Annotated in this window: 30 protein-coding genes and 1 riboswitch; of the genes, 12 read left to right on the top strand and 18 right to left on the bottom strand. The window is 63.0% G+C overall.

Going from position 1 to position 22910, the window contains the following annotated elements; genetic code table 11:
• From OCH239_RS17250 to OCH239_RS21805, 3 genes are all read right to left on the bottom strand, one after another.
• The coding region (locus OCH239_RS17250) for an IS30 family transposase (protein ID WP_037265388.1) at positions 1-800 on the bottom strand (800 nt) is incomplete at its 3' end.
• A gap of 116 nt (positions 801-916) precedes the next feature.
• Positions 917-1216, bottom strand: coding sequence for a nucleotidyltransferase domain-containing protein (locus OCH239_RS17245; RefSeq protein ID WP_037265364.1), 300 nt, complete (start codon positions 1214-1216; stop codon positions 917-919).
• A gap of 7 nt (positions 1217-1223) precedes the next feature.
• The gene (locus tag OCH239_RS21805; RefSeq protein ID WP_211242017.1) at positions 1224-1871 is read right to left on the bottom strand and encodes an HIRAN domain-containing protein; all 648 of its coding nucleotides are present in this window, start codon (positions 1869-1871) and stop codon (positions 1224-1226) included.
• 661 nt (positions 1872-2532) lie between these two features.
• Between OCH239_RS21805 and OCH239_RS17235 the strand changes: the two genes are divergently transcribed.
• The 3 genes from OCH239_RS17235 (at position 2533) to OCH239_RS22810 (ending at position 3867) form a co-directional block, all read left to right on the top strand.
• A complete protein-coding gene (locus tag OCH239_RS17235; RefSeq protein ID WP_037265362.1) occupies positions 2533-2757 on the top strand; it encodes a hypothetical protein in 225 nt (74 codons plus the stop codon).
• A gap of 163 nt (positions 2758-2920) precedes the next feature.
• Complete coding sequence (locus OCH239_RS17230; RefSeq protein ID WP_037265359.1) at positions 2921-3745, top strand: hypothetical protein; 825 nt, start codon at positions 2921-2923, stop codon at positions 3743-3745.
• On the top strand, positions 3709-3867 hold the full coding sequence (locus tag OCH239_RS22810) for a hypothetical protein (RefSeq protein ID WP_157577928.1): 159 nt from the start codon (positions 3709-3711) through the stop codon (positions 3865-3867). Before OCH239_RS17230 ends, OCH239_RS22810 begins: the two co-directional genes overlap by 37 nt.
• A gap of 67 nt (positions 3868-3934) precedes the next feature.
• Here the strand turns inward: OCH239_RS22810 and OCH239_RS17225 are convergent, their stop codons facing one another.
• The 3 genes from OCH239_RS17225 to OCH239_RS22805 form a co-directional block, all read right to left on the bottom strand.
• A complete protein-coding gene (locus OCH239_RS17225; protein WP_037265356.1) occupies positions 3935-4342 on the bottom strand; it encodes an Ivy family c-type lysozyme inhibitor in 408 nt (135 codons plus the stop codon).
• A gap of 124 nt (positions 4343-4466) precedes the next feature.
• On the bottom strand, positions 4467-5210 hold the full coding sequence (locus tag OCH239_RS17220; RefSeq protein ID WP_037265353.1) for a hypothetical protein: 744 nt from the start codon (positions 5208-5210) through the stop codon (positions 4467-4469).
• 798 nt (positions 5211-6008) lie between these two features.
• Positions 6009-6167 carry a hypothetical protein gene (locus OCH239_RS22805; protein WP_157577927.1) on the bottom strand — a complete coding sequence of 53 codons (159 nt, stop codon included), beginning with the start codon at positions 6165-6167 and terminating at the stop codon, positions 6009-6011.
• Positions 6168-6195: 28 nt separating this feature from the next.
• On the opposite strand from OCH239_RS22805, the gene OCH239_RS22800 reads away from it, so the two are divergent.
• The 4 genes from OCH239_RS22800 to OCH239_RS17205 all read left to right on the top strand — a co-directional run bounded on the left by OCH239_RS22800 (position 6196) and on the right by OCH239_RS17205 (position 9400).
• Positions 6196-6603: a hypothetical protein gene (locus OCH239_RS22800; RefSeq protein WP_157577926.1), complete on the top strand. Its 408-nt coding sequence runs from the start codon at positions 6196-6198 to the stop codon at positions 6601-6603.
• A complete protein-coding gene (locus OCH239_RS17215) occupies positions 6503-7198 on the top strand; it encodes an ATP-dependent metallopeptidase FtsH/Yme1/Tma family protein (protein WP_051489563.1) in 696 nt (231 codons plus the stop codon). The genes OCH239_RS22800 and OCH239_RS17215 overlap by 101 nt, the downstream gene beginning before the upstream one ends.
• Before the next feature lie 161 nt (positions 7199-7359).
• Positions 7360-9012: a tetratricopeptide repeat protein gene (locus tag OCH239_RS17210; protein ID WP_037265351.1), complete on the top strand. Its 1653-nt coding sequence runs from the start codon at positions 7360-7362 to the stop codon at positions 9010-9012.
• Positions 8993-9400 (top strand): calcium-binding protein, encoded by a 408-nt coding sequence (locus tag OCH239_RS17205; RefSeq protein ID WP_211242016.1) that lies wholly within the window; start codon positions 8993-8995, stop codon positions 9398-9400. The genes OCH239_RS17210 and OCH239_RS17205 overlap by 20 nt, the downstream gene beginning before the upstream one ends.
• A 41-nt stretch (positions 9401-9441) precedes the next feature.
• Here the strand turns inward: OCH239_RS17205 and OCH239_RS17200 are convergent, their stop codons facing one another.
• The 11 genes from OCH239_RS17200 to OCH239_RS17145 all read right to left on the bottom strand — a co-directional run bounded on the left by OCH239_RS17200 (position 9442) and on the right by OCH239_RS17145 (position 16954).
• Positions 9442-9966 (bottom strand): ribonuclease toxin HepT-like protein, encoded by a 525-nt coding sequence (locus OCH239_RS17200; RefSeq protein ID WP_157577925.1) that lies wholly within the window; start codon positions 9964-9966, stop codon positions 9442-9444.
• Positions 9956-10270 carry a nucleotidyltransferase domain-containing protein gene (locus tag OCH239_RS17195; RefSeq protein WP_037265343.1) on the bottom strand — a complete coding sequence of 105 codons (315 nt, stop codon included), beginning with the start codon at positions 10268-10270 and terminating at the stop codon, positions 9956-9958. The genes OCH239_RS17200 and OCH239_RS17195 overlap by 11 nt, the downstream gene beginning before the upstream one ends.
• 65 nt (positions 10271-10335) lie before the next feature.
• Positions 10336-11421 (bottom strand): macro domain-containing protein, encoded by a 1086-nt coding sequence (locus OCH239_RS22795; protein WP_051489562.1) that lies wholly within the window; start codon positions 11419-11421, stop codon positions 10336-10338.
• A 259-nt stretch (positions 11422-11680) separates the two neighbouring features.
• A complete protein-coding gene (locus OCH239_RS17180) occupies positions 11681-12115 on the bottom strand; it encodes a hypothetical protein (RefSeq protein ID WP_037265340.1) in 435 nt (144 codons plus the stop codon).
• A gap of 320 nt (positions 12116-12435) precedes the next feature.
• Positions 12436-13380 (bottom strand): hypothetical protein, encoded by a 945-nt coding sequence (locus OCH239_RS17175; RefSeq protein ID WP_037265337.1) that lies wholly within the window; start codon positions 13378-13380, stop codon positions 12436-12438.
• A gap of 29 nt (positions 13381-13409) precedes the next feature.
• A complete protein-coding gene (locus OCH239_RS17170; RefSeq protein ID WP_037265334.1) occupies positions 13410-14039 on the bottom strand; it encodes a hypothetical protein in 630 nt (209 codons plus the stop codon).
• 274 nt (positions 14040-14313) lie between these two features.
• Positions 14314-14502, bottom strand: coding sequence for a hypothetical protein (locus OCH239_RS17165; RefSeq protein ID WP_037265331.1), 189 nt, complete (start codon positions 14500-14502; stop codon positions 14314-14316).
• A complete protein-coding gene (locus OCH239_RS17160) occupies positions 14502-14921 on the bottom strand; it encodes a hypothetical protein (protein WP_037265328.1) in 420 nt (139 codons plus the stop codon). Before OCH239_RS17160 ends, OCH239_RS17165 begins: the two co-directional genes overlap by 1 nt.
• A 78-nt stretch (positions 14922-14999) precedes the next feature.
• Positions 15000-15407, bottom strand: a complete 408-nt coding sequence (locus OCH239_RS17155; protein ID WP_037265326.1) for a peptidyl-tRNA hydrolase — start codon at positions 15405-15407, stop codon at positions 15000-15002.
• A gap of 212 nt (positions 15408-15619) precedes the next feature.
• Positions 15620-15743: riboswitch (SAM-I-IV-variant riboswitch) on the bottom strand.
• Positions 15744-15801: 58 nt separating this feature from the next.
• On the bottom strand, positions 15802-16404 hold the full coding sequence (locus OCH239_RS17150) for a hypothetical protein (RefSeq protein ID WP_037265323.1): 603 nt from the start codon (positions 16402-16404) through the stop codon (positions 15802-15804).
• 10 nt (positions 16405-16414) lie between these two features.
• Positions 16415-16954: a LabA-like NYN domain-containing protein gene (locus OCH239_RS17145; protein ID WP_037265320.1), complete on the bottom strand. Its 540-nt coding sequence runs from the start codon at positions 16952-16954 to the stop codon at positions 16415-16417.
• Between the two features lie 157 nt (positions 16955-17111).
• On the opposite strand from OCH239_RS17145, the gene OCH239_RS17140 reads away from it, so the two are divergent.
• From OCH239_RS17140 to OCH239_RS17120, 5 genes are all read left to right on the top strand, one after another.
• Entirely contained in the window at positions 17112-17819 is a 708-nt protein-coding gene (locus OCH239_RS17140) for a DNA-methyltransferase (protein WP_037265318.1), read from the top strand.
• Positions 17820-17901: 82 nt separating this feature from the next.
• The gene (locus OCH239_RS17135; RefSeq protein WP_157577924.1) at positions 17902-19902 is read left to right on the top strand and encodes a hypothetical protein; all 2001 of its coding nucleotides are present in this window, start codon (positions 17902-17904) and stop codon (positions 19900-19902) included.
• 24 nt (positions 19903-19926) lie between these two features.
• A complete protein-coding gene (locus tag OCH239_RS17130; protein WP_037265314.1) occupies positions 19927-20349 on the top strand; it encodes a hypothetical protein in 423 nt (140 codons plus the stop codon).
• A gap of 40 nt (positions 20350-20389) precedes the next feature.
• Complete coding sequence (locus tag OCH239_RS17125; protein ID WP_037265312.1) at positions 20390-20878, top strand: DUF6915 family protein; 489 nt, start codon at positions 20390-20392, stop codon at positions 20876-20878.
• 116 nt (positions 20879-20994) lie between these two features.
• Positions 20995-21405: a BLUF domain-containing protein gene (locus OCH239_RS17120; protein ID WP_037265310.1), complete on the top strand. Its 411-nt coding sequence runs from the start codon at positions 20995-20997 to the stop codon at positions 21403-21405.
• Positions 21406-21507: 102 nt separating this feature from the next.
• On the opposite strand, the gene OCH239_RS17115 is transcribed toward OCH239_RS17120, so the two are convergent.
• Complete coding sequence (locus tag OCH239_RS17115) at positions 21508-22758, bottom strand: type II toxin-antitoxin system HipA family toxin (protein WP_051489561.1); 1251 nt, start codon at positions 22756-22758, stop codon at positions 21508-21510.
• Positions 22759-22910: the final 152 nt, after the last annotated feature.

Below are 22910 nucleotides of genomic sequence, written 5' to 3'. Positions count from 1 at the left end.
GGCGCCTGCGGATCGCAGAACCAGCTTTCCGTGCCGATGCCGGACCTTAGCTTGCGCCACTCGCGGAATTCGAAACCGCGGTCGAAGGTGATCGACTTGCGAGCGCGCTGGGGCAGTGGCTCCATCACATCCATGAGCGTGTTCATGAAATGCGTGGAGCTGCGGTCGTTGTTGCGAAACAGGACGGCGTACCGCGTCTTTCGCTCGACAAGCGAGGCGACGTTCATCGGGCCTTGGGCACGCTCGAAAATCATCAGATCGCCTTCCCATTCGCCAAAGCTCTCCCGGGTCTTCACATGCTCCGGGCGTTGATGAATGGATCGATCCGGTGGGAATACCTGGCTTCTGGAGCGTCTGGCATGCCGTGGCCGGCGTTTCTTTCGACGGCTTGGGAGATGGCGCGCCAGCTGTTCGGACTGTCCTTCCGGGCTGTAGACATAGGCATAGATCGTCTCGTGGCTGACGCGCTCGAGCTGACCACCATATCCAAGACGCCCGGCGATCTGTTCGGGCGTCCAGCCAATCTTCAACTGGCGGATGACATGCGCGCGCAGACCGTCCAAACGGACAAGCTTGCGTCTTCGCGCTCGCCGGTCTGATGCATACCGTCGCGCAATCATACCGTAGTACCCACTCAAATATGGCAGCTCAGTATCTTCAAAGCGGTTCCGCTTGATCTCGCGGTAGACCGTTGAGCGATGCCGACCGATCTGAGCCGCAATCTTGGCAATCGGCACCTTCGCGTTGAGCAAGTCCTCGATCTCGCGTCGCTCGCGCAAATCCAACTCTGTGTGGCACATCTCCAATCTCCTTGCTTGTCAGCAAGATAGGGGGTCTGTCGCAACCCAGTCTAGAATGTGCCCGGCTACAAGGCATTAGTCCGATAATCAGGGTTATGTGGCAAACGGAGTGACGGTTACAGCTCCTCGCGGATGGCGTGGAACGAGCGGCAGGTCTTCTTCAGATGCGGTGAGAGGTCGCGAAAGGCGATGTCGGGCAAAACCCCGCGAGAAAACGCAATATCCTCGATCTGCGAGGCGACGCGAAAGCGCCTGGGCGGATCGAAGCCGTCGATGATCAGGATATCGAGGTCGGAATTCCCGTCACAAGTACCATCGGCAAACGAGCCAAAGAACCCGACCGTGATGCCCTCGCGGTCGCAGAAGTCCTGAATGTCCGACGCCGCGTCCAGAAGCTGCCAAAAACGGGAATGCATGGTCTCTCTAGGCGCCCAGCTCGCGCGCCTCGCTCAGCGTGATCAGCCGGATCTTCCGGCCCTCGTCGCGATATTTCGCGGCGGTCCAGACATTGCCGGTTCCGCCCGGCCCCGGGCTCTCGAGATCCCAGCCGTGATCATCTGCAAGAACGAGATAGTCGGTGGTCTTACCCACAGCGGCCATGATCTGTGCGCCCCTGGCGGCGAACTCGCGCTGCAGATCTCCACCGGTCTCCGCATCGTCGATCACGACCCGCAACCCTTTCAGAGGCCCTTCGGGTGCGGGCTTCGGTCGCTGTGGCGGGGTCGGCGGCGCCTTCCCGAGGCCAAAATCGATCCAGCCCCAGCTATTGATGCCGAGCGAGACGCCGTAGAGGCCCTCGTCATGCTGATTGGTGCGCCACCCGCCCTTGATCCGCGCACGGCAGTTCGCGGCGGCGATGCCGTCCTCGGCCATCTGTGCCGAGACCCGTTCGGCCTGATCGCGCGGCAGGTGGCCGACAAGCCGGCCCTCGATCGTGACCTTCACGGCATTGGAATCGTGCGGGTTGGACGGATCCCGCGCGATGCGCGCGACGGCCTCGATGTCGACGCCGTACCGGCTGTTGGGGACCACGAGGCCGATCAGCGCGGCCTGGTAGTGCGACTCGCCCACCACGGGCATCGGGAAGGAGCCATCTCGCCATTGAACCCTGGCGGATCGAGGCGGGGTATAGCGTGGCACGGCGCGGGGCGGCACCCAGTTTATCGGGCGGGGCGGTGGCGGCGCGGGCCGTGTCTGCTCGGATTGAGGCGCAACGGCCGTCTCCTGGCGCTTCATTCTCTCCTCGTGCGCCCTCTCCGCCGGCGTCATCGCTTCAGCGGGATCGCCGGCAGCGATTGGGTCGCGCCGCCCGCGTCTGAAGAGCTTGGAGAAGAATTTCATGCGGCCTCCGATCGCGCCGAGGCTACAGGACCATGCCCCGCACGCAAGGCCGGTTTGGGTGCGGCAGGACCGGTCCTCGTACATGAAAACGCCCCGGACACGAGGGCCGGGGCGCCGTCTTTTTCGAGCGAGCCGGGCTCAGAACCGCCAGGCGATATCGATGCCGTACTGCGTGTCGTCGAAGAATTCGGCGGTGCTGTTGATCAGCGACACGGACGCTTTCGCTTCCAAGTTCTGGTTCACCTGGTGGTTCGTGCCGAAGCGGGTTATTCTGTAAGATAGACGGCAACTCCTGATACCCCAACGATTTGCGCGCGGTCACCGGTTTCGGAATTGCGCTGCTCGGGGGGACAGCCGGAACGGGCTCTATCGCTACAACGGGGTCGAGGCGGTGGCCGTCGTGACCGGATCGGGCCAGTTCACCGGCGGGCCAATCGCTGCGAGTGTGGTCTCCGTGCCCGGTGCCATGATCGGCGCCGCTCTGATCATCCTGCTCTCAGAAGGCGGATCGGTGGCGCGCGCCCTGATGCGACCGGTCTTCGGCATCGTGGCGCTCAGCTGGGCGATCGCCAACGCGCTTTTTGCCCGACGCGCAGGATGCGCCGACGCCCATTGAAGTCGCATCGAGCTAGGCGCCTGTAAGGGAGTGGATGCGTGGCTATTCCGACGGCAGCCGCAATCCGCGTTAAAAGTGCCTTGCACGGAATATGTAAATCGTAATCATCGAGGGGGAGGACTACCGTGGGTCCTTGCGGTTTGCCGGGACGAGGACCGACCTCATGAAGATCGACGCCGTCATCGCCTGCCTCGGTATAGTCGTGTCCTCCGCCTTGTCGATCGGCGGCGGGATGTTTGTATTCAGCCAAACCTACGGCGAGAGCATCTCGGATATTAAGCGGAACACGGGCGAGGTGTTTCGCATCCAGACAGCACTCTATGGGCAGGAAGGTACAGGTGGGATCGTCTCTGACGTGACCGAACTGCGGTCATTCAAGGACGAGCTTGGCAATGTGATCGACGATCTGGAAAGCGGCTTGGATCGGATGCTTCCGGCAAACGGGCGTCTCGAGGAGGGCTACGGTGCGATCGGCGAGATGAGAACAGCCCTCCTGGGGGGGCCCGGAGTGCCCGGTATAGAGGGGGAGCTCTCGACGGTGGCGGCGAGCCTCCGAGATTTTAAGAGCGAGTGGGACAGGGATCCACGGATCAGGGAAACGCTGATCGCGCTGGAGAAGGACGTCAAACAAGTTCTTCCGTTGAGCGTACGCGCCGAGTTCCAGGAGGAAGTCGCCGCGCTGCGGTCGGAAATCGAAACCTTGCGGCGGCAGGTCGATGATCTCGAAGGTAGGAATGATCTGCTTCTGTCTGAAAACGCCGAGTACACGGACAGGATTGCGAGCCTTGAGCGCGACGCCGATGCCTTGGCAGAACTCGATGCCCTACTGGCCGCAACGCGCGATCAGCTGAGCGAGCAGCTCTCTGCATCCATTGACGAGGAGGAGGCGGCAGCGGGGCGCGTTCAGGAACTCGAGACTCAGGTCTCGGCGCTTCGGGCCGCTCAGAGCTGTTGCGGATCGCGATCGGAAACATCGCGCAGGACCTAGACGGGATCATTTCGGACTACGAGGCCGAGATCGTAGGGGTTCCGGAGCGCGATCGCCTGATCTACGTGAACCGCTTCGATGAGGTTCTCGACAGCCTCCGCGAGTTGGCAGGAAGCAACTGAGCTATCGTGGCCGGCTCCGCATGTATGGTGGCCCCGCCCACCGGATCGACTGGGCCATGGCTGAAGGCTAGGGAGCTCGAAAGACGAGTGCTTCGCGCGCAGGGCCCCTCGACATTGATCGGCGGCACGCAAAGAGCTGCTGCTCGGTCTCGGTCTCGGTGTCGTAGAGATGGACGTCGACCGAGCCCTCCTCACCGATCAGCAGGACGATGCGTCTCATGGCGCATTCGTGCGGCCGGCAGCTTGGGTGGAACTCGTATTCCTCGTTATCGAGCGTAAGCGTAATCGGCGCGCTCTCGAAGCTACCCTCATCGAGGACTAAGTTCACCCGTTTTCGTTGGCCGCCGAACTTGTCGTCGACCGTTTTATGCACGCCGGGCTGCGCCCACTCGACGTGAAACCGCATATCCTGGGAGTGAGCCGTTGCGGTCGAGCCGAGGCCAAGAACGAGAGCGGCGGTCGCGATACGGAACATGGCGGCCTCCAGCCTGAAGTCTGTGGCGGAATGATAGACGGTCTTACAATCTCAAACGGCATATGCGAAAAAGTATTTTGGAATGAGTTACGAATATTGTTGCGCACCCGAAGCCCCCGACAGCTCAGCCGGTCAGGTCGGGACCGGGTGTGGGGGCCGGCGGGTAGAGCCTGTCGTGGAACGCGGACATATCCTCATTCCTCAGAGCGGCCATCTCCGGAGAAAGCGTCAGCACCCAGCCGGGGCCGACCTGCGCGCCGGGCGCTCCGGTGACGCAGCATCGCCCTTCCGTCGCCGCTTCCGCCCAGTCGGCGATCTGCTGGATGTCGCCGAAGAACGTCTCCCCTCCCCCGTCCGCAAACACGTAGAAGCGCAAAGTGCCAAACTTCTCCTTCGTCTGCTGAATGTGGACGTCTCCGGCTTGCGGGAGCGCCACGCGTGCGGCGATCCCCGCGCATGCGCGTTCGATCACCGAGGTCCATCCCGCCGGGAGGTTGCGGACCCCGTCCGGATTGTGGACGCCGACATCCCGCAGCTGGGCGACCGCCGCATCCATGCGGTCATGGTAGACCTCGGCCGTCATCCCGTCGTTCTCCGCCGGGACCGGATCCGCGGGCACGCCGCTGTAGATCTCGAGGCGCCATCCCGGAACCTCGGCGCTGGACAGCGCCGTCACCAGCGCCTCGACATGCGTCCTGTCACCCGAGGCATTCCGGCTTTCGCGCAATGACATGCAGGTCCCGTCCTCATGGACGAAGGCGCTGCGATGCGACATGCGGAAGGGCGCCATGACGGCGTCCCGCGCAGTCACCGTGACCGCAGCGTCCTCCCTTACCGGACCCAAATCTTCGGTGTTCTTCCCGCTCATCTCGCACCCCGGTTCCACTGATACCCTTGAGATCTACTGGTCCCTGCTGAATTTCACAAACCGGTCGTCAGCCAAATGCGGCCCGGAGTTTTGCGATCCTGTCCCGAAAGTGCAGCAGCTTGCGCAGGTCGGCGATCTTGGGAGCTCGGCTTCCTGATTCAAAATTGACTTATTATATTTCGCATCCAGAACACCACGTGGACGGTCAAAGTCCAGATTATTATCGCACGGGAATGTCCGTGAAAGATTGATCATGTTTCGCCTTCCGCATAGAGCTCTACACACGCACGATAAAGATCATCTCCATAAAGCAGAACTCGCTTCCCGCCCCGAATTTGCTTGAATGGGTCCATCGCGGCGGTGAGGCTTGGCCGGACGTGGGCCCTGCGATCCCACTGCAAGGGCGCACGAGCTCGCGAAGTCCGCCGCGGCTCGGAAAATTATCCGATCCGATAATATGGGGTCAGCGTACTTATCGAACTTTATCGAGCATGGCCGCATCCCGTGGTAGAGCTAGTAGTCCAAGGGAGCCAGCTTAAAAATAAAGTCAGGCCGAAGACTTCCGAGGGCAAGGAGTTCGAGCAATTTGGGCGGGAGATCCAACGGCCTCGAATTCGACGCCTCCGCCCCGCAAAGCCTGACAAGAATTTATACGCGGCCAGACAACACTGGTTCTGGAAACCGGAATTTTTTTATCTCCCTCACCTACACAGCTGAGCGGCCTGATCGCATGAAGAAAGCCGCCAAAATGACGGAAAGCTGGCCTGCCCAGGACAGACTGGCCGCGATACTTATTAGTCAGTAGCCGCACCAGTCCGTATGCTTCCGCGGCATCGTCCCGTCATGCGTCAGGAGATCTACGAGAACGACATCGCCCGGGATGGGTGCCAGGATTTGCAGGACGCTGCCATCCTCGAGGCTCCGGAATTCGGCCTCGCGCGGCAGAAACATCCGCATCTGGGTCTCCATAGCGCCATCGGCGAAGGTGCAGGCGACGACGGCCTTTTTGAGTGTTTGCGAGATTGGAGATGTCTTCCGCGAAGTGCTGCGCGATCTTCCGGCTTCCGAGGAGCGTCCGGGTCGCATCGTCCGCAAGATTGCCATGACCCTGCCCGACATCAACGTGCGTGAAGAGATCCTGCAGGTGAAGACCCGCAAGATGATCCTGGCGCCGGAGGTCGACCTGCGCGCCATCGCCGCCATGGCCTTCCAGTCGTCCGGTGCCGACTTCGAGAACCTCGTCAACGAGGTCGCCCTAACTGCCGGGCGGGAACGCCCGCCACATCGTCGAGATGCTCGACTTCACCCGGGCGCGCGATCGCATACTCCTGCCGAGATCCGGCGGCAGTATCGCGCTTCTCGGGGAAGAGCGCGAAATCATCGCGATCAATGAGGCCGGCCACGCCGTGGTCGCGCTCCTATCGCCTCACGCCGATCCGGTCGAAAAGGTGACCATCACCCCGCAGGGCGCCGCGATGGGCTTCGTGCTGCAATCGCCCGACCGCGACCGCGTCTTCGAGACCCAGGCGCGCCTCGAAGCGCGGCTTGGCGTCATGGCGGCGGGGCGCATGGCCGAGCAGCTCGCCTTTGGCGAGGACATGATCACCACCGGCGCCGCATCCGGCATCCAGCAGGCCACCGCACTGGCCCGGGCTATGGTCACGCGTTACGGCATGTCCGATTTCGGCTTTGTGGTCGTCAACCCGAACGACCCCGCGCTCTTCGACGTGAACAATCCGCCGGCCCGGATGATCTCGACCATCACGGCGGCCGGAATGGATCGGTCTCGCCAGGTCCTCGAGGAGAACCTCGAGGGTCTCAACCGCCTGGCCGTGGCCCTTCTCGAAACCGAGACCCTGTCCGGTGAGGAAGCGCGGGCGATCGTCACCGGGGAAGCGTCCGGCCCGGACAAGGCCGGGCAGTGCCTCATTCCGCCCCGGGAAACCGAGCGCCGGATGCGGCTCCCGCGGCTCTCGCGGTCGGCCTGAAGGTGGCGCATCGCCAGCCCATGCTGGCGCGTGTCCCGAGCGTCATCCTTGCGCCGCATTCTCCGGCCAATCGAACTCGGCGTCCCGAAAGAGCTTTGCTTTATCGGACCGCCCGAACAGAATGACGACGATCACCTATTTTCGCACGATGGATACCCCGCATGTCTGACCTGAGCTTCTACTCCCACATGATGATCTCGTCGGATATCAAACGCGCAAGCGACAGGATGCATTCCGGACTGATGGCCCTGGCAAGCTCACAGACCAACGCCATGCGGGATATGACCGGCAGGCTCGATGACCGCCTGAGCCAGATCGACGACACGATCGCAATGCAGGGCGAGGTTCTCGAGCGCATGAATGGGGCGATCGACGGTCTGCGCAAAGACATGCGCACCGGGTTCGTCGAGATCGCCAACCGCCTGTCCAATCTCGACCGGAAGCTCGGCGAGATCGAGAAGAACACCGGTAACCCGGAAATCACGCTCGCAAACGAGCGCCATCGACGTGCCGTGGAGCTTCTGAAAAAGGGCCATGTCGGAGATGCGCTGGGAAACGTCGAGGCCGCGATCGCGAACGGCAACGGCCCCGCCTTCCGTCACATCCCGGCCTACCACATCACGCTCGGCGAGATCCGGATCGGCGACCATCCGGGCTCGGACAAGTCAGCCGTCGACTACGATGCCGCACATTGCGCCTTCCGGCAGGCGGCCATTCACCTGGAGGACGAGAACAAGGCAGTCGCGCTCTGCAGGGCGGCCGCGTCGTCTTTCCTCGGTGAAGATTACGAACGAGCGATCGACACTTACCTCGATGCGCTGAAGATCCCGCATGCGCGCCAGTTCACGCATTTCGAACTGGCGAAGTGCTACCTCGAGGTGGAGCATGAGAGGGCCGCCAGCCATCATCTCAAGCATGCGGTGGACATGGACTGGCGGATGCTCGCGCTCGCTGCAACCGACCCTGTCATGACCCGGCACGGTGATACGGCCGAGCGCATCCTGCGTGAGTATTCCGATGCCGTCATCGGCATTCTGCAAAACGACTTCCGCGCGATCGAACACGCCGTCACCGGCCCGACGAGCAGGAACATCAAGAAGATCTGGAACACGCTCTCCGATGCCGTGAAAGACGTCGACAATGCGACGTCTGATCCCGATCTGGTGGTCGATCACGCACCTGCCTTTGGGCCAGATCGCGACTATTCGGATCAGGGTCCGTCGCCGTTCTGGTATGAGGCAATCCAGAAACGAATCCAGGGCCTGACCGATGAAAACGTCACTCTTCTCGACATCCTCGCCGAGGCACAGAGGGATGATGTCGTCGAGCGACTTCGGAGAGGGGTCCGACAGTGGTTGAACGATGTCTTATGCTGTACCGAGCTTGTCTCGGCAATCCGGAACGACTCCCCCGAGGACCGCGGCGGCAGGATGTCTCTCCGCGGCGTGGTCAGACCGGGGATCTCCATCAAGAATGATGCGGAGCGGACTGCCGAAGACGTGACCAACGGCAGGGTCGCGTCGAAGCCCGGCCTCCTCGGGCGCCTCGGGGGCAAGCGCGAGCTGCGCACTCACAGGCAGCTCTGGGACGATTTCTCGGCAGAGGAGATTCGGATCAGGACTGCGATGGTGGCGCGCGTGACCGCCGTTCTTCCCGAGATCGAGACGCGCAACCAGCGCTGCGTAGAGATCCTCCGGCACGCGGAACACGGCGTGAATACCCTTCAGGAGATCGGCTCGGGCCAGTGCCGCTTCCTCAAGCCGTCGCAGTTCATCCAGCCTGACCAGCCGGACAATGCACCCAGCCCGTCCTAAACGCGCCAGCTTGCCGCATCATCCAACGCATACCGGCCGCCGGGATGCGTTTTTCGTTACGCACCTATGTCCTTCGGAAGAGGTCTCCTTATCTCCTCTCGGGTCCGGCGCCGACCTGTTGGATGGCGGTACCGGCCGGGACATCCTCATCGGCGGCGTCGGTGCGGACATCTTCGAGTTCGGGCCCGCCACTGGCAAGGACATCATCCGAGACTTCGCCGCGGGCGAGGACCTGATCCGCATCGGGGTCGCGGGGCTCACTTACGAGGATCTGTCACTGTCCGCGGTGCGCGACGGCCTGGTCGTGACCGGCTTCGACGATCAGGACAGCGAGTTCGTCGTAACGGGCGTCTGGGCCCTGACCGAGGACCACTTCCTCTTCACTTGACGCGAGCGGGACGCTGGCCGGGACCGGCGCCCCAAGCTGGCTTACCTGTCGTAGGGACCCGGCACGGGGTCGTCACCATTCGGTTCGGACAGGTGCCGATCCAGATCATGCATCGCCGCCAAGAACAGAGGCAGGATCGTCTCCATCCGCTTCAGGTTTTCGATCACCAGGTCTCCGCGCAACTCGCGCCTGTAGTTGTGGCTGATCAGATTGCGAAACGCCCGGAGCTCGTTCATGTCCGCATACCAGTCCTCGCCAACGAGCGCCGGGCGGACATCCTTTCGCGGGCTGCTCATCTGGTCGAGAATGTCCTGGTGCGATGAGGAGCCTGTCGGGACGAAGGAGTCGACGCTCTTGCACAGCGTCTTCATGACGTCCTCCAAGCCGTTGTAGATATTGTGAAGCGCCGACGCGATCGTGGTCACAGCCGACCAGCGCATTGCCGCACTTTCAGTCTCCAGCGGCTTCTCTGCGACGAAATCGGAAAGACGATCCCATTCTCGGAAAGCGCCTTCAAGCTTTTTCGAACTCGCGGTCAGGGCGGGAGAGGTAAATTCAGCGTTCAAGGAGGGCCTCCTGAAAGTCAGACGTCATGTCCCGCGCAAAATGAAGGTCGATGTCGATATCCCGGCTCCGCCCTGCTGCGGCGATCGCTTGCCGGATCTGACGAACGGTGTCCTGATCGGGGTCGCCCATGATCATCAGATCGATATCTGAATGCTCCATGAAGTCTCCATTCTTCAAAGATCCGAACAGACGGTACTCGATCCCGAGGGCACCCAGTGCCGCGCGGAGTTCTGCCCATGTCGCCCGAGCGGCAGCTTCATGCGCCTCGCGGCGCTGTTTCTGGATCACTTCAAACCGGGTCATTCGTCAGGCTCCTGTGCGATGAATATACTGCAGGAAGGGTGAACCGACAAATGCCGCGGCACCGATCAGACCGGGACTGGAACGCTCTCCCTGTCGAGCCTCGGAAGTCCACGGCTCTGCCGGAACACTGCAACCCTCTCGCGCGCCATGTCCCGCACCTCGGTGGCCGAGATGCCGGCGAGGTCCGGCCGGCCGAGATCGATGACCGGAATGCCGACCGAGGTCGCGAGCCGGATGGCCTGGCCGGTGCCGCCGCCGGCCTCGCCCTTCGGCGTCCAGCAGACCACCACGCTCGACGGAACGCGGAAATCCTCACCGAAGATCTGGTTGCCGTTCCGGGCCATCAACTTCAGGAAATAGTGCCTCTTGTCGTCGGGGTTCTTCGGGTTCGGGCGGATGCCGTCCGGGTGCGGATGGAAGTTCAGCGCGAGCCGTTCGAAGACCGGGCTCATCTTCACGATGCCCTCCGGAATGTGGCGCTTCGGTTTCGGCAGGAAGATCTCCATGCCCTCCGGGTTTGCCGCGCGGGCGCCGGTCCAGAACGCGGTGTCAGCGCCGATCGCGCCGCCCGAGCGAAGCCGCATCCCGTCCTCGGTCAAGAGCCCGCCGATCTCCGTCATCAAGGCCTGGATCGCGGCCGGCGTCTCGCGCGAGCCGACGCCCGCGAAGAAGAGCGGATCGTCGATCGCGGCCAGCTCATCGTGGGCCAGTTCGATCTCGATCCCGGCCTCGAGGCTGCGCGCGAGGTAGATGCGCATCATGTGCTGGACGCGTGCGGCATCGAGACCGCCATTGCCACAACCCGGCATCGACATCGCGACCGATCGAATGTCGCGCCCGCCATCGACAAGGAACCTGTTCATGTAGACAAGCCCCACTCCGACCCAGTCGTATCGCGAGGGGTCTCGCCATTCCTGCTTCGTCGCGAGGTTCATCACCTGCCGGCCGTCATCGGTCTTCACCAGCTGGAACGTGCCCGGCGCCAGGCGCCGTTCGCGGCAGGCCCGCTCGTAAGGCTCGAGGATCTCCGGGAACCGCGTCTTCATGTCGAGGGCAAGCCCCTTGCCCATGACCCCGACGGTGTTCACCGTATTGACGAGAAGTTCCGCTTTCGCGTTCTGGACGGCAAGGCGGGGGGAATACGTGATCATGAGACGCGGCCTTTCTGAAGAAGGTCATTCTCCCATGCCGGGCCGAAAATCACGAACGCGACGACGCCTCGCATCGGTCAAGTTCGCCTGCTGGGCTGCCCCGCCAATTTGTGCTGCACGAAGTAGCCGCGGTGGATCAGGTACTCCTCGACGATCTGCTCGAGGATGTCTTCTTTCATGGCCATCGGTCCCCGCCGTGCTGGATGCGTCCACGTTGCCGGGACACGATGGACTTGGCAACAAGACTGACCGCGGTCAGTTACCTGAATATGCTGCCACGACGTATGAGGTCCATAGGACGCTTGAATATCTCGAACGCCGACGGTGCCTTCGCTGCTTCCTTTGCAAAAGCAGCGAAGTATATTTCATCCCGGTGCTCGACAGGCTGACCCGCACGCGGACCAACCGGTATTCGGGGGGCATCCTCGGAATCGCTGACCGCCTCACGAAGCGGGTTGTTCTCCTTCCCTCCGAGGGCGACATCGAGGGCCTCTAAAAGAACGTCCCGCTCGGCCTCAAGAGCACGCATGTGGCAACGATGCTCCCAGTTCCTCTCGGTCGCATGGTTGTAGTTGCTTTTCAGCTCTTCGATGTGATCAGCCATGTCAGCGATCTGCTCATTCTTGCGCGCAGTCGCCGAGGTCGCTTTACCAAGCTGCCGCCGAACCATCCCGTATGTGAAGTCATCTGCCATTGAGTCATCCTTGTCGGTGCCGCGATGGGTCCGCCGTGAGATTGGTCTTGAATTGTTTCTTCCGCAACACGTTATCCTCCGGTGTGATGCCCAGATATGGTGGTCGCGGGTTATCTTCACAGATCTGTAGCGAAACGATTACGTTGGCGTAGAGATGCGGTTTGGCGTCGTGTCGAGTTACCAGATTGGCATCGGGGTATATCTCTACGCGACCGTAGCGAATTCATTGCGTTTCTGTAGAGATAGCGGACGGAGTTCATGGATCCCATGAAGGATCGGCCTGGCGTCGGTGAACTGTTTGCCGTCCGACCGAGCGACCTTCAGCAACCCAGCATATAGCCGATATTCATGTCGACCGCGCCCATTCCGGATGTACACGAGCTTGACCCCGGTCCGAATGTCGGAGTGGGCTGATATCCAGCTGCGGGAGCCGCGTCCGCGTTTGCCGCAGCGGCCAACAAGAGCAAGATCGCCCCCGCCACGATCAACCCGCCCTCGTCGGTTGAGTTCGTCCTGTTCGCCATGGCTCTTTCCCGTATCTGGGCGGTCAGTTCGGCGGCGCGAGCGCGCTCGGCCTGGCGCTCAACGATACGTTGCTGTGCCTCTTCGAGTATCTTGTCCGCGCTCGAGCATTTCAGGGGCCGATAATCATCGGGGAGCCTTCCGTACGCATTGAGAAGGCGCTCCTCGTACAGAGATTTTACGCCGGCACATGCATTGCGCGGGTCGATATTTACGAGCTCGTCGTCATGAAATAAGCAACTGAATGCATGGCTCGCCTCGTTCGCCTGTTTGTAGTTGCGACACCTCAGCCAATCCGAGCGCCCGGCTGACCACAAAAGCGCCGCCTCCGCGGCTGCGTCACAGTCGAGCCCGTCTTCGCTTGCCGCTCCCTGGATGGACGCTTGCGCCAATCCATCCGCATAGGCCCGCCTGATGCCGTCACAATCGGCCGGATCCGGTAGCTCGAGAGAGGGGTCGGCGATGGAACGCATAATGAGGCATCGCCCGGCATGAGCCGCAGGGTCGAGCTCCGCCTGTCCGACACATCCCGTCCAAGCCGGTAGCTCCCCGGTGATGCCCGCGACGGCGTTCGCCACGGCTTCACATGTGGGGCGCACATTGCCGGCCTCCTCGCTCAAGTCGATACGGGTAAGGATGTCGTCGCAGGATAAAGCCGCCAATTGGGGTTGGGCCAGCACCGGGGATGGCACAGCCGCATAAAATCCAAGCGCGACCAGTAAGATGGCGACACTTCTAATCATGGCGCGCCCCCGCCTCGTGCATTCATTGCTCAGTTAAAGCTGATGGTTGCAATGTCGGTGCAGTCGATATCTTCGATGTTTTCGGGAAGATTCCGGATTTGGCCATCCGGCCATACCATCTCCTTGTAGGCGTCCGGCATGGCGCCGTTGTAATAGATCGACTTGAGCTCGTCGCATCCCGCACCCTGGAACGTCTCAACGGCGACTTCTTCGCTTCGGCGAGTGCGCCCCATGTAATAGGCGATTACGCAGCTTCCGAAATGCTCGACCTTGCTGGCGGGATCATAGCCCATGCATGCGGTCCAATAGGGCTCCGTTCCACTGGCATCGTAGATGACTTGGGCCGCGCTCTCACATGGCAACGCGGCTGGATCGGTGGTTACTGCGGCGCCCGTCTTCCCAGCCTCCCGGACCATGAATGCCAGCTGGTCAACCACCTTTTGACAATCGTCCGTCGGACGCATGCCGGCAAGCGCCGCGTTTCTCGGCCTCAATGCAAGGCAATCATAGACCGCACCGGCGTCTGCGACATCTATGCTCCCACAGGCTTCTGCGATCTGCTGTGCAGGGTCGGCTTGTTTTAGAAATTCTGGCTGGGCGGCGGCAGACTGGTATGAGAGCAACGCTGCGGCAACGACGGGGAATGCGATCAGGCGCATTGGAAAATCTCCATATCTAAAATCGAATCCAGAATGACCGAATAGGTTCGAAACTCAAGGCGCAATTCATCGTGGAGCCGGCTTTTGGGCGCTTGCCGATCGCTCGCGTGGTACGTCCGTGTCTGCTGCTCTGAGTTTGATCAAAGCAGCGCCACGCTCTTCCGTCGTGGCTCCATCAACACAGCACGTGTCCGGCACAGAGCCGCTTTTGCCTTCTCGTGGAGCGCGCGCACCTCGTGTCAGCGCGCGCGTCCGGAACCGGCTGCCCATTGGGTCAGGCTTGATCCACCCCGGTCATCTCGGCATGGTTCCAGTGCGCCCCGCATCGCAGGCAATACGTGCCGACATACGTCTCGCTCGGCGCGCAGGGCATGCACACCTCGTGGTGCCGGCGGATCCAGCACCAGGGCTCCTTCAGCCAGTCGAACCGGCCGAAGGAGAGGCGAGCCACACGGGTGCCCATCAGGCCGCATCGGCCTTTCGGGCCGCCGTGCGTGCGGCCTTGGCCCGCGTCTTCGACCAGGCCTTCCCGGCCCGGCGGATCTCGATGAGCTGCGTGATGACCCGCGCCTGCATGGCGCGGTCTTCCTGGGCCGCGGAATTGCCGCCCGGCTGGCGCATCAGCGCGGAGAGGCGCTTCTGGTCCGCCGCGAAGAACCGGATATGCGCCTTCAGCGCGTCGCGGAACGCGATGTAGTCGTCCTTCGCTTCGAGCCCGAGCTCACCGCGGAAGAACGGATCCGGCGCGCCGCAGAGGTGGCGCCAGGGGGAGATGAGGCCACGCTCGTGGGCCCGGTTGCAGCGCAGCTCCCAGGCAAGATCGCGGGCCTTGGTGGTTTCGGTGATCGGGGACAGGGGCAGGGTTTTCTTGATCTGTGTCATCAGGTTATCTTTCGATCTTCGTGTTTTTCATGAATGTGCAAAGGAGAGGAGGGAAGGCCGCGCGGGGCGGCGACGCGGTCAGCTCATGGCGCACCTCCCGCGGGCGCCACCGCGCCACATCGAGAGCCGGCGCAGCGCGCGCGGCGTGTCCGATTTCAGGAAAGGCCCGACGCCGAGGGCGGTCAGGACCGGGCTGCCGTCGAAATGCGGCGGCTCGACATGGCCCTGGTCGACGATCCGAGCACAGGGAATGCCGGTTGCCTCGAACCGATCGGCGAGGCGCTCGAGCCGGGCGTGACCGCCGCCATCGAGGCAGATCTTCGTGCCCGGCCGCAAGGCGGCATAGGCCTCGGCACGCGCACGGATCTCGGGATCTGGATCGGTCAGCGAAAGGAGAAGCGCATCGACATAGGCATGTCCCGCCTGAGCGTTGGACTTGCCTTCCGACATGATCAGGTCGCCTCGCAGGACGGCGTAGAGACGCAAGGTCCCGTCCTCGGCAGCCTGTTCGTCAGGGATCTACTGGAAGCGCGTCATCGTCTTTCCTTCGGGCCTCCGGCGCACCGGAATATGGAGAGTGCCACGGGGTTCGAACCCGCCTGGCGTGGAGGTTAGGGCCCCCTGCCGTTCCCAAGACCGCACCCGTATGCCGTGGCCATGGCCGCGACTGAATTCGGGATCGAGGCAAGCGCCTCGAGAATGAACCCGATTGTTGGCGGCCGAATGGGGGTGCGGCCTTCTTGCCCGCATCTCCTCCGGGGAGGGAGCCACCTTCGCCGGGTCGGCAGGTTGGCGAGGACACGTCCTCTCTTGATGCCCAAACAGCTTAGCCAACCCCGTGTCCACCGTCAATGCGAAAAAATATTCCGGTGACGAAAATCTATGGCCCGTCCGCCCAGGCATGCCCGGTCCGCGCGGCGGCGAGCGTTTCCGAGGTCGCGAAAACCCACCCGATCTCGGCGCCCGCCTCGGCCTCGCAGCCCGAGGAGATCGAGGCGCGGGTCACCGGATCCTCCGGGTCGGAATAGATCGACCCGCCGATCGTGAGATAGCCCTGGTAGGATCCGTCCAGGTAGTCGGCCGCGTGCTTGGCGATGTACTGGCACTGGACCTCGTCGAGCCCGCTCAAGGTCATCTCCACGACGTAGGCCCCCGCATGGCGGATGGAGACGGTGTCGGCCCATTTGTGGTGAAACGTATCGCCCACGCGCTGAAAGCCGGGGAGCTCCATGTAGTAGACCTCCGGGATCTCGCCCTCAGCGATCGCCGTGCCCATCGACGCCTCGGTCCAGATCTTTCCGCGCAGGTACTGCGTCGCAATTGCGATGTCGTTGTACGTCATGTCCCGGTAGGTCTTCTTGAAGAGCATCAGCCCCCCGATCATCAGACCCAGAACGATCGCGATCCCCAGCGAGATCTGCAGCATGTCATAGCCGCGGCCCCGGCGCGGGCGGGGGGCGGAGAAGGCGGGTGGGTGCCCCATGTCGACCGCCTTACCCGGCAGCGCGATCGGTCCGCCCGATCACGTCCCGCAAGTCGTCGATATCGATGAAGTTGTCCGCCTGGCGTCGCAGATCATCCGAGGCCATCGGGGTCGACGACTTGAGCGTGGAGGCAACCGAGACGCGCTTGCCGAGCCGCTGGAGCCCCTGCACCAGGCTGCGGAAGTCCCCATCGCCGGAGAAGAGCACCACGTGATCGACATGCGGCGCGGCGAGCAACGCATCGGTCGCCAGCTCGATGCCGATCGCGCCTTTGACCTTCTTGCGCCCACCTGCGTCGACATATTCCCGCACCGGCTTGGCCAGCACCGTGAAGCCGTTGTAGCCGAGCCAGTCCGTCAGCGGTTTGACCGGCGAGAACTCGTCCGTGTCCGACACGCAGGTGTAGTAGTGCGCGCGCACCAGGCGGCCCCGGCGGGCGAACTCGTCGCGCAGCAGCTTGTAATCGATGTCGATGCCGAGGGCCCGACCGGCGCCGTGGAGGCTGCTGCCGTCGATGAAAAGAGCGAGACGCTCATCCTTGTAGAACATGACCGGTCCTGAATTATCTTCATTTTTCGCTTTGCGAAGTGGCTTCGCGGCTCACTCAATTCTATTGGGAAAAATGTGCATAACAATCGTTTTCGCACCGTTTCCCGCAGATCCGGCAGGTAACATGTGGACAAACCTTGTCAGATTGAGTTTCCGGATGCCTGTAGTTGAAACGATCGGTCCCTGCACGCTCATCCTCGGGGATGCGCTGGAGGTTCTGCAATCCCTTCCCGAAAAGGCCGATCTTGTCGTCACCGATCCGCCCTACAAGCTCACCAGCGGCGGCCATGCCGGGCAGGTGATGTCGGGCATCTTCTCGCGGTCGCGCTACGACAATTCGGGTCTGCTGATGAAGGTCGTTCCCTGGAGCGCGATGGCCAAGCCGATCTTCGCGGCCTGCCGGCCGGATTGCGATGCCTACGTGATGGCGAACGACAAGAACATCTTCGCTGCGCATGCCGCGTTCTCCGGCGCAGGCTGGAAGCTGCACAACCTCCTCGGCTGGCACAAGGGCGCGCCGACGCGAAACCGCTGGTACATGAAGGATCTCGAGTTCACGCTCTACCTCTGGAAGGGGCGCGCGAAGACCATCAACAATCCCGGATCCAAGCAGCTCTTTTCCTGCCAGAGGCCGAAGGCCAGGTTCCACCGGACCGAGAAGCCGGTGTCGCTGCTCGACCACTACATCCGCAACTCCTCCGCGCCGGGCGAGCTTGTGCTCGACCCGTTCGCCGGCTCGGCCTCCACGCTCGTCGCAGCGATGCGGGCCGGCCGCCGCGGCCTGGGCATCGAGATCGAACCGGAGTGGTTCGAGAAGTCCTGCGAGCGCCTGACGCGGGAATGGGAGACCGCTCTGGCCGGCTGATCCAGTCCATCACACCACATCCGTATTAACGATTTTCGCATACCCTAAGTAGGATGACCGGACCACAACACGGATGCCGACCATGCCCACGGATGCCCTCCACCTTTCCGCCGACGCACTTACACATCTCCAGGACCTCGCAGTCATCCGTGGCGAGAACCCGATGGTACGCGAGTTCATCGGTCATGGCCCGGAGCTCGGCCTGGTTTCCGGGGTGCTGATCAGTGTGGACGCGGACGACCTCGAGACGGTGGCGCGCGAGATCGACCGCGCCGCGGGCGTGGCCGGACCCAGCGTCGACCGACTGTTCGAAGAGATGTCCTATGGCGTCATGCAGGACACTATCGACACCGGCCTTGTCCTGCCTGTCCTGACGGGCGAGAGCGTGCGCATCAGCGAGGACTTCCCGGCCCATCAGGTCGAGCTTTTGCAATCGGTTGTTCGAACCGCCCTCCCCGAGGCCAGTCGCCCCCTGTTCATGACCTTCCCGAACCTCGCAGGCAGGTTGACCTTCGATACACTGAACTTTCTCACATCGGGCGATACGGAGGCGCGGAGGCAGGCGATCGAGACCTACCCGATGGTGGCCGAGGACATGGTTCAGATGCCGAAGTTCCGGGCTCCGCTCGACGCGCGCACCGAGCTGGCTCCGATTGTGGGCGAGCATCTCGAACTCGATGCGGCCCAGATGCGCATCTATGCCCGCTACGAGCGTGCCATCGCAGAGCTCACTTTCGCACCAGGCAATGAGCAGGGCAGCCTGGCGGCCCGCAAAGCGATCTCACTGGATCCCCGGCGCGTGCCGCCTCTCGCGAGTATCCGCAACCATGCGGTCCTGATGGCCCGGCGCATCCGCATGGACCAGCTGCCGGCCGCACAATCAGGCGACGCCCCTGCGGCCATTCAGGCCTCGCTGCGTTTCTCCGAAGTGAGGGTGGGCTTCTCATCGCACCTCAATGTCGGAGAGCGGCCCTTCGACCGGATCACCAGCCGCATCAGGCCGGGCGACTGGGAGGAGGCGACCGAAAGGCTGAAGCTGCAGCGGAAGCGCATGGGCAATGTGCTCGACTCGATCCGCAGCACGACCCAGACAATCGCCAGCGCCATACTCGTCGACATGCTCCGCAGGGACGAGGCCATCGACATGGACCGGATCTCGGCGGCGGCACACCGGGTGCTGTCCGACGAGCCGGTGGAGGAGGATGACGCCGTCTACCTCAGCACCTTCCTCATGAGCCTTGCCGATCGATCCTACGCCATGACCCAGGTGGGGCTAAGGCTGCGCCAAGTCATCGGCGATGGCGCGAGCCTGAAATCCCTGTCCGAAGCCGACACACGCTGGCACCATGTTCAGGAGCAGATCGGCAACGAGCTGATGGCGACGGAAAAGGACATCGCGTGGACGGCCCTCGTCGGCCGGCGGCCGATCGATCGGCTTGTCGGCCGGGAGCTCGTCAGCTCCGAGGCCCTGCTGACCCAGGGCCGCCGCGAGGAGCATTGCGTCGGTTCCTACTCGCGTCACGTTCTGGAAGCCAAGCCGAAAGAGCTCACGCTGATCTTCTCGATCGAGACCGAGGCAGGCGAGATCCTCTCGACCGCCGAGATCTCCGGGTTGGAGGTGAAGACGTCCGCAGGATCGCCGGGCTATGCCTGGACCCTTCAGCAGCACAAGGCGCGCCGCAACGGCGCCCCCGGCCCTGAAGCGTCGCGCGCCGCAGACCAGCTCGTCGCCTATCTCGGGGGGCTCCCCTACGAGGAGGTTCGTGCCTACATCTCGGCGATCAATCGGGACACCGCGAACCTGAAGGACAAGCTCGCCCGCGTCCTGAATGCCTATGGCGGCAACATCTGTGAGCCGAGGCTCCCCGAGCGGGCCCTCGCGGCGATCGAGTCCACCTTGCCCAAGCCGCTGCGCGAGCTCACCATCTCCGATTGGACCGCCCGCCTCGCCGACACGGACGCGAAACAGGCCGAAAAAGGGGGGACGCGCACGATCAGCCGGCTGGCGGAACTCAATGAATGCGCGCGCAGGGCGCTCGTCCAGCTGGCGCGGGATAATGCACTCGAGACCTGCCCACAGTGATACGAAAAACGGAGGCCGATACCCATGTCTGACGACACACCCCCCAGTTCCATCGAGCGCTGGCTCGCCCAGCTGCTGAACAAGCTCGAGGTCGCGAGCATCGAGGCCAGCTTCTCGGGCGGCGGCGACGAGGGCTCCATGGATGACATGATCGTCGCGATGCGCCCCGGCGCGACGATGTCGGGAGAGGAGCTTCTGAAGCATCTCGATACGCTCGAGCAGCGCTCGGTCGGCAATTTCCGGTCATCGTTCCGCGACAAGCTCGTCGATCAGATCGAGCACGATGCCAGTTACCTCGGCGACTATGCCAACAACGAGGGCGGCTCGGTGTTTCTGCGCCTCGAGGTCGAGGGGGACGCGGTCAAGATCGCGGTCGGGGACTTCACGCCCGGATCATACGATGACGACGAGGACTATGATTACGATGAAGAGGACTTGGAGCCCTGACCCCGGTATGCGAATATCGGTCCTGACTCAAGGAAACCAGATGTCCCACCCTTACCATCACGCGCAATCCTCGGCCCGTAAGTACGGCGGCGTACCGGAAGACTATCTCGAGATCCATTCCTGGTTCGACGGATCCAAGAGCCAGATGGCCAACTTCCGGCACCGCGCGCTGCGTCACCACGCGTTCGGCATCTTCGAGATGGAGGCGCTCTTCGGCACCACGCTGGTGAACTCCGCCGGCAAGGCGATCCCGACACGGTTCATCGGCGAGCAGCATGTCCGCGAGGATTGCGGCGGGATCATCCCTTCGGCCCAGGACTGGCTGCGGGGCATTCCCTCGAAGCCCTGGATGAATGTCGGCCGGCTTGCCGACGACATCGTCCGGGTGCCGATGGGCGAGGCGCCCGACCTCAGCGTGGAAACCTGGCGCGCGGCGGTCGCGGCCTGCGAGACAACGCTGGGACACCGCGATTGGGCCGACCGCATCGAGACGATGCTTACCGGCCAGTCCGCGCCAATAAGTTATTGATGTAGACATCCCGGCTGTCAGTGTAGTGCTGGAGTGCCGGCGGGCACTTGGGCGATATACCCGGCCGAACGCGGAGATCACTCCCCGGCCGATACGCACACGGGAGATACGCATCGATGCCTCTGTTTCGAGCTATTTACAGCTCCCGCCCCTTCGGTTTCGAAGCGGCCATCCTGAACGGGATTCTTCTGCAAGCAAGGCGGGCCAACGAGCGCGACGGGATCACCGGCGCGCTTATTTGTCGGGAGGACATCTATCTTCAGTGGCTCGAGGGACCGGAAGACAGGGTGCGTGACACCCTCGCCCGGATTCAGCGCGACGACCGCCACGTCGAGATGAGGCTTCATGTCGCGGCGCCGGTGGAGGAGCGGGTGTTCAGCCATTGGGCCATGCTTCACGATCCAGCCGTAACCTGGATTTGGACTCAGAAGCAGGTTTCCGCGGGCATTGCAGAGCAATCGGCACCCGAGCAGGTGACGGGCTTCTTTATGCGACTTCGAGACCAGGTGAACAACGCCAAGTCCTGACTACTCCGGTATCCTGCCGGAACCCGGAGACCGTGCCATTCTTGGCGCATCGCCTCTTTGGCGTGGTCAAATGCACTGCTCTTGTAGAAGCGCGTTTCTCCGTCAGAGCGCGAGAGCGCGGCTCCTGCGCTCGTGCTCGAACGCCCCGGCCATCTCGGTGATCTCCGCCTCGCGCGCGCCGAAGCGCCGTGCGATCTCGCGCCACCGGCCTGTGACCCCGGCGGTCCGGCAGAGGATCTCGCGTGCGCGAGCCTGCTTCAGTCCGTACTCTTCCGCGGTCGACAGAAGAAGGTCCGGGTCGGCGGTGCGATCGTCGAAATCGATGCAGGTGGACAGGATCGGGTCCTTGGCATGCGGCGGCACCGGGTTGATGTCGTAGGCGGGCGAGAGATCCCACCCCGCGGTCCCGGTCCGGATAAAGCCGTGGTTGCGCATGTGATCGTCGACATTCGAGATCAGGATCGAGAAGCCGATCCGTGCAAAGAGCTCCTCGGGGTCACGCTCCGGACGCGCACCAGAGCGGGTGATCACGTCGGCGATCTCGAGATAGCTGGCATCCTCGTCCCCGTCGCTGTGGCCGGTTAGCGCCATCGCCGAGATAAAGGGCAGCCGGGCCTCCCCGCGCCGGTCGAACCTCTGCGAAAGCAGCACGTTGCGCCGACCGACGGGTTTGAGGGTGAAGGGCGCGACCGTCAGGCCGGCCTCCTCAGCAAGCGTCAGCGCCACCGCCTCCCAGAGCTCGATGTCGATCCGGTCATCTGCCTTGGGGAACTTCGCGATCGTCAGCGACCCGTCGGAGCCGGTCACGCTTGCCTTGGGACGCGCCCCGCCCAGCGATGAGCCCGGCGCAAGGATCGCCGCAAGGTCATCATCGTCGAACATGTCGGTCTGGATCCGGTCCGAAGCGGTCATCAGGCGGCCGAGCTCGTCCGGTCCCGGCGCGCCCGCGTTCCCGGACGCCCCCGTATCCCGAGCAGCCTCATCCTGGAACCGCATGGCGCCCATTCGGGAGGCATCATCGACGCCCAGGAGATAATCCGCCTCCTGCAGCGTCCGCGGCGGACGGCCCTCGATCTCGGCCGAGCGGCGTTCGTACAGGCGCATCAGATCACGCCCCCAGCGATCCGGCGCGCTGTCTCCGATGGCGCCGAACATCCGACCGTCAGGCGGATAGTGCTCTCCGGGCGTGAGCGGCAGTGCGGGGCCAATCTCGAACCGGTCCGGATGCGCGAGCCACTCGGCCGCATAGGCGAACGAGACAAGCTCGCCGCCCTGGCTCGGGATGCGGCGCAGATGTCCGAGCAGCGTGTCGGAGCCGGCCCGGTCCAGCCGGACAGCGATACGTTCGGTCACAGCCGATCTCTCCTTCCCGTGTCTCGTCGAGCCTCAACGCGCCGATGATCGACCGCAAGAAAGCGTTAGCGCGGCGGTCCGTGTCGATGCACGACACGCGACTGCCCCCGCACGGTAATGTTGCCTCGGCACCACGCTGACAACGCCTGCCC

The organism is Roseivivax halodurans JCM 10272 (genome assembly GCF_000521785.1).
Lineage (GTDB): Bacteria > Pseudomonadota > Alphaproteobacteria > Rhodobacterales > Rhodobacteraceae > Roseivivax > Roseivivax halodurans.
The sequence above is the reverse complement of the archived record's forward strand: the minus strand, read 5'-3'. Positions and strand labels throughout refer to the sequence as shown.

What these genes read in the sequence shown, in the direction of transcription:
- OCH239_RS17220 (WP_037265353.1), bottom strand. Translation starts at nt 5,210, where the DNA reads ATGAGCGGGAAGAACACCGAAGATTTGGGTCCGGTAAGGGAGGACGCT.
- OCH239_RS17145 (WP_037265320.1), bottom strand. Translation starts at nt 16,954, where the DNA reads ATGTTCTACAAGGATGAGCGTCTCGCTCTTTTCATCGACGGCAGCAGC.
- OCH239_RS17170 (WP_037265334.1), bottom strand. Translation starts at nt 14,039, where the DNA reads ATGCGCCTGATCGCATTCCCCGTCGTTGCCGCAGCGTTGCTCTCATAC.
- OCH239_RS17160 (WP_037265328.1), bottom strand. Translation starts at nt 14,921, where the DNA reads ATGACACAGATCAAGAAAACCCTGCCCCTGTCCCCGATCACCGAAACC.
- OCH239_RS22805 (WP_157577927.1), bottom strand. Translation starts at nt 6,167, where the DNA reads ATGCGGATGTTTCTGCCGCGCGAGGCCGAATTCCGGAGCCTCGAGGAT.
- OCH239_RS17165 (WP_037265331.1), bottom strand. Translation starts at nt 14,502, where the DNA reads ATGGGCACCCGTGTGGCTCGCCTCTCCTTCGGCCGGTTCGACTGGCTG.
- OCH239_RS17225 (WP_037265356.1), bottom strand. Translation starts at nt 4,342, where the DNA reads ATGTTCCGTATCGCGACCGCCGCTCTCGTTCTTGGCCTCGGCTCGACC.
- OCH239_RS17195 (WP_037265343.1), bottom strand. Translation starts at nt 10,270, where the DNA reads ATGACCCGGTTTGAAGTGATCCAGAAACAGCGCCGCGAGGCGCATGAA.
- OCH239_RS17150 (WP_037265323.1), bottom strand. Translation starts at nt 16,404, where the DNA reads ATGGGGCACCCACCCGCCTTCTCCGCCCCCCGCCCGCGCCGGGGCCGC.
- OCH239_RS17215 (WP_051489563.1), top strand. Translation starts at nt 6,503, where the DNA reads ATGCTCGACTTCACCCGGGCGCGCGATCGCATACTCCTGCCGAGATCC.
- OCH239_RS17125 (WP_037265312.1), top strand. Translation starts at nt 20,390, where the DNA reads ATGTCCCACCCTTACCATCACGCGCAATCCTCGGCCCGTAAGTACGGC.
- OCH239_RS17130 (WP_037265314.1), top strand. Translation starts at nt 19,927, where the DNA reads ATGTCTGACGACACACCCCCCAGTTCCATCGAGCGCTGGCTCGCCCAG.
- OCH239_RS17140 (WP_037265318.1), top strand. Translation starts at nt 17,112, where the DNA reads ATGCCTGTAGTTGAAACGATCGGTCCCTGCACGCTCATCCTCGGGGAT.
- OCH239_RS17120 (WP_037265310.1), top strand. Translation starts at nt 20,995, where the DNA reads ATGCCTCTGTTTCGAGCTATTTACAGCTCCCGCCCCTTCGGTTTCGAA.
- OCH239_RS22795 (WP_051489562.1), bottom strand. Translation starts at nt 11,421, where the DNA reads ATGATCACGTATTCCCCCCGCCTTGCCGTCCAGAACGCGAAAGCGGAA.
- OCH239_RS17210 (WP_037265351.1), top strand. Translation starts at nt 7,360, where the DNA reads ATGTCTGACCTGAGCTTCTACTCCCACATGATGATCTCGTCGGATATC.
- OCH239_RS17230 (WP_037265359.1), top strand. Translation starts at nt 2,921, where the DNA reads ATGAAGATCGACGCCGTCATCGCCTGCCTCGGTATAGTCGTGTCCTCC.
- OCH239_RS17180 (WP_037265340.1), bottom strand. Translation starts at nt 12,115, where the DNA reads ATGGCAGATGACTTCACATACGGGATGGTTCGGCGGCAGCTTGGTAAA.
- OCH239_RS17205 (WP_211242016.1), top strand. Translation starts at nt 8,993, where the DNA reads ATGCACCCAGCCCGTCCTAAACGCGCCAGCTTGCCGCATCATCCAACG.
- OCH239_RS17135 (WP_157577924.1), top strand. Translation starts at nt 17,902, where the DNA reads ATGCCCACGGATGCCCTCCACCTTTCCGCCGACGCACTTACACATCTC.
- OCH239_RS17175 (WP_037265337.1), bottom strand. Translation starts at nt 13,380, where the DNA reads ATGATTAGAAGTGTCGCCATCTTACTGGTCGCGCTTGGATTTTATGCG.
- OCH239_RS17245 (WP_037265364.1), bottom strand. Translation starts at nt 1,216, where the DNA reads ATGCATTCCCGTTTTTGGCAGCTTCTGGACGCGGCGTCGGACATTCAG.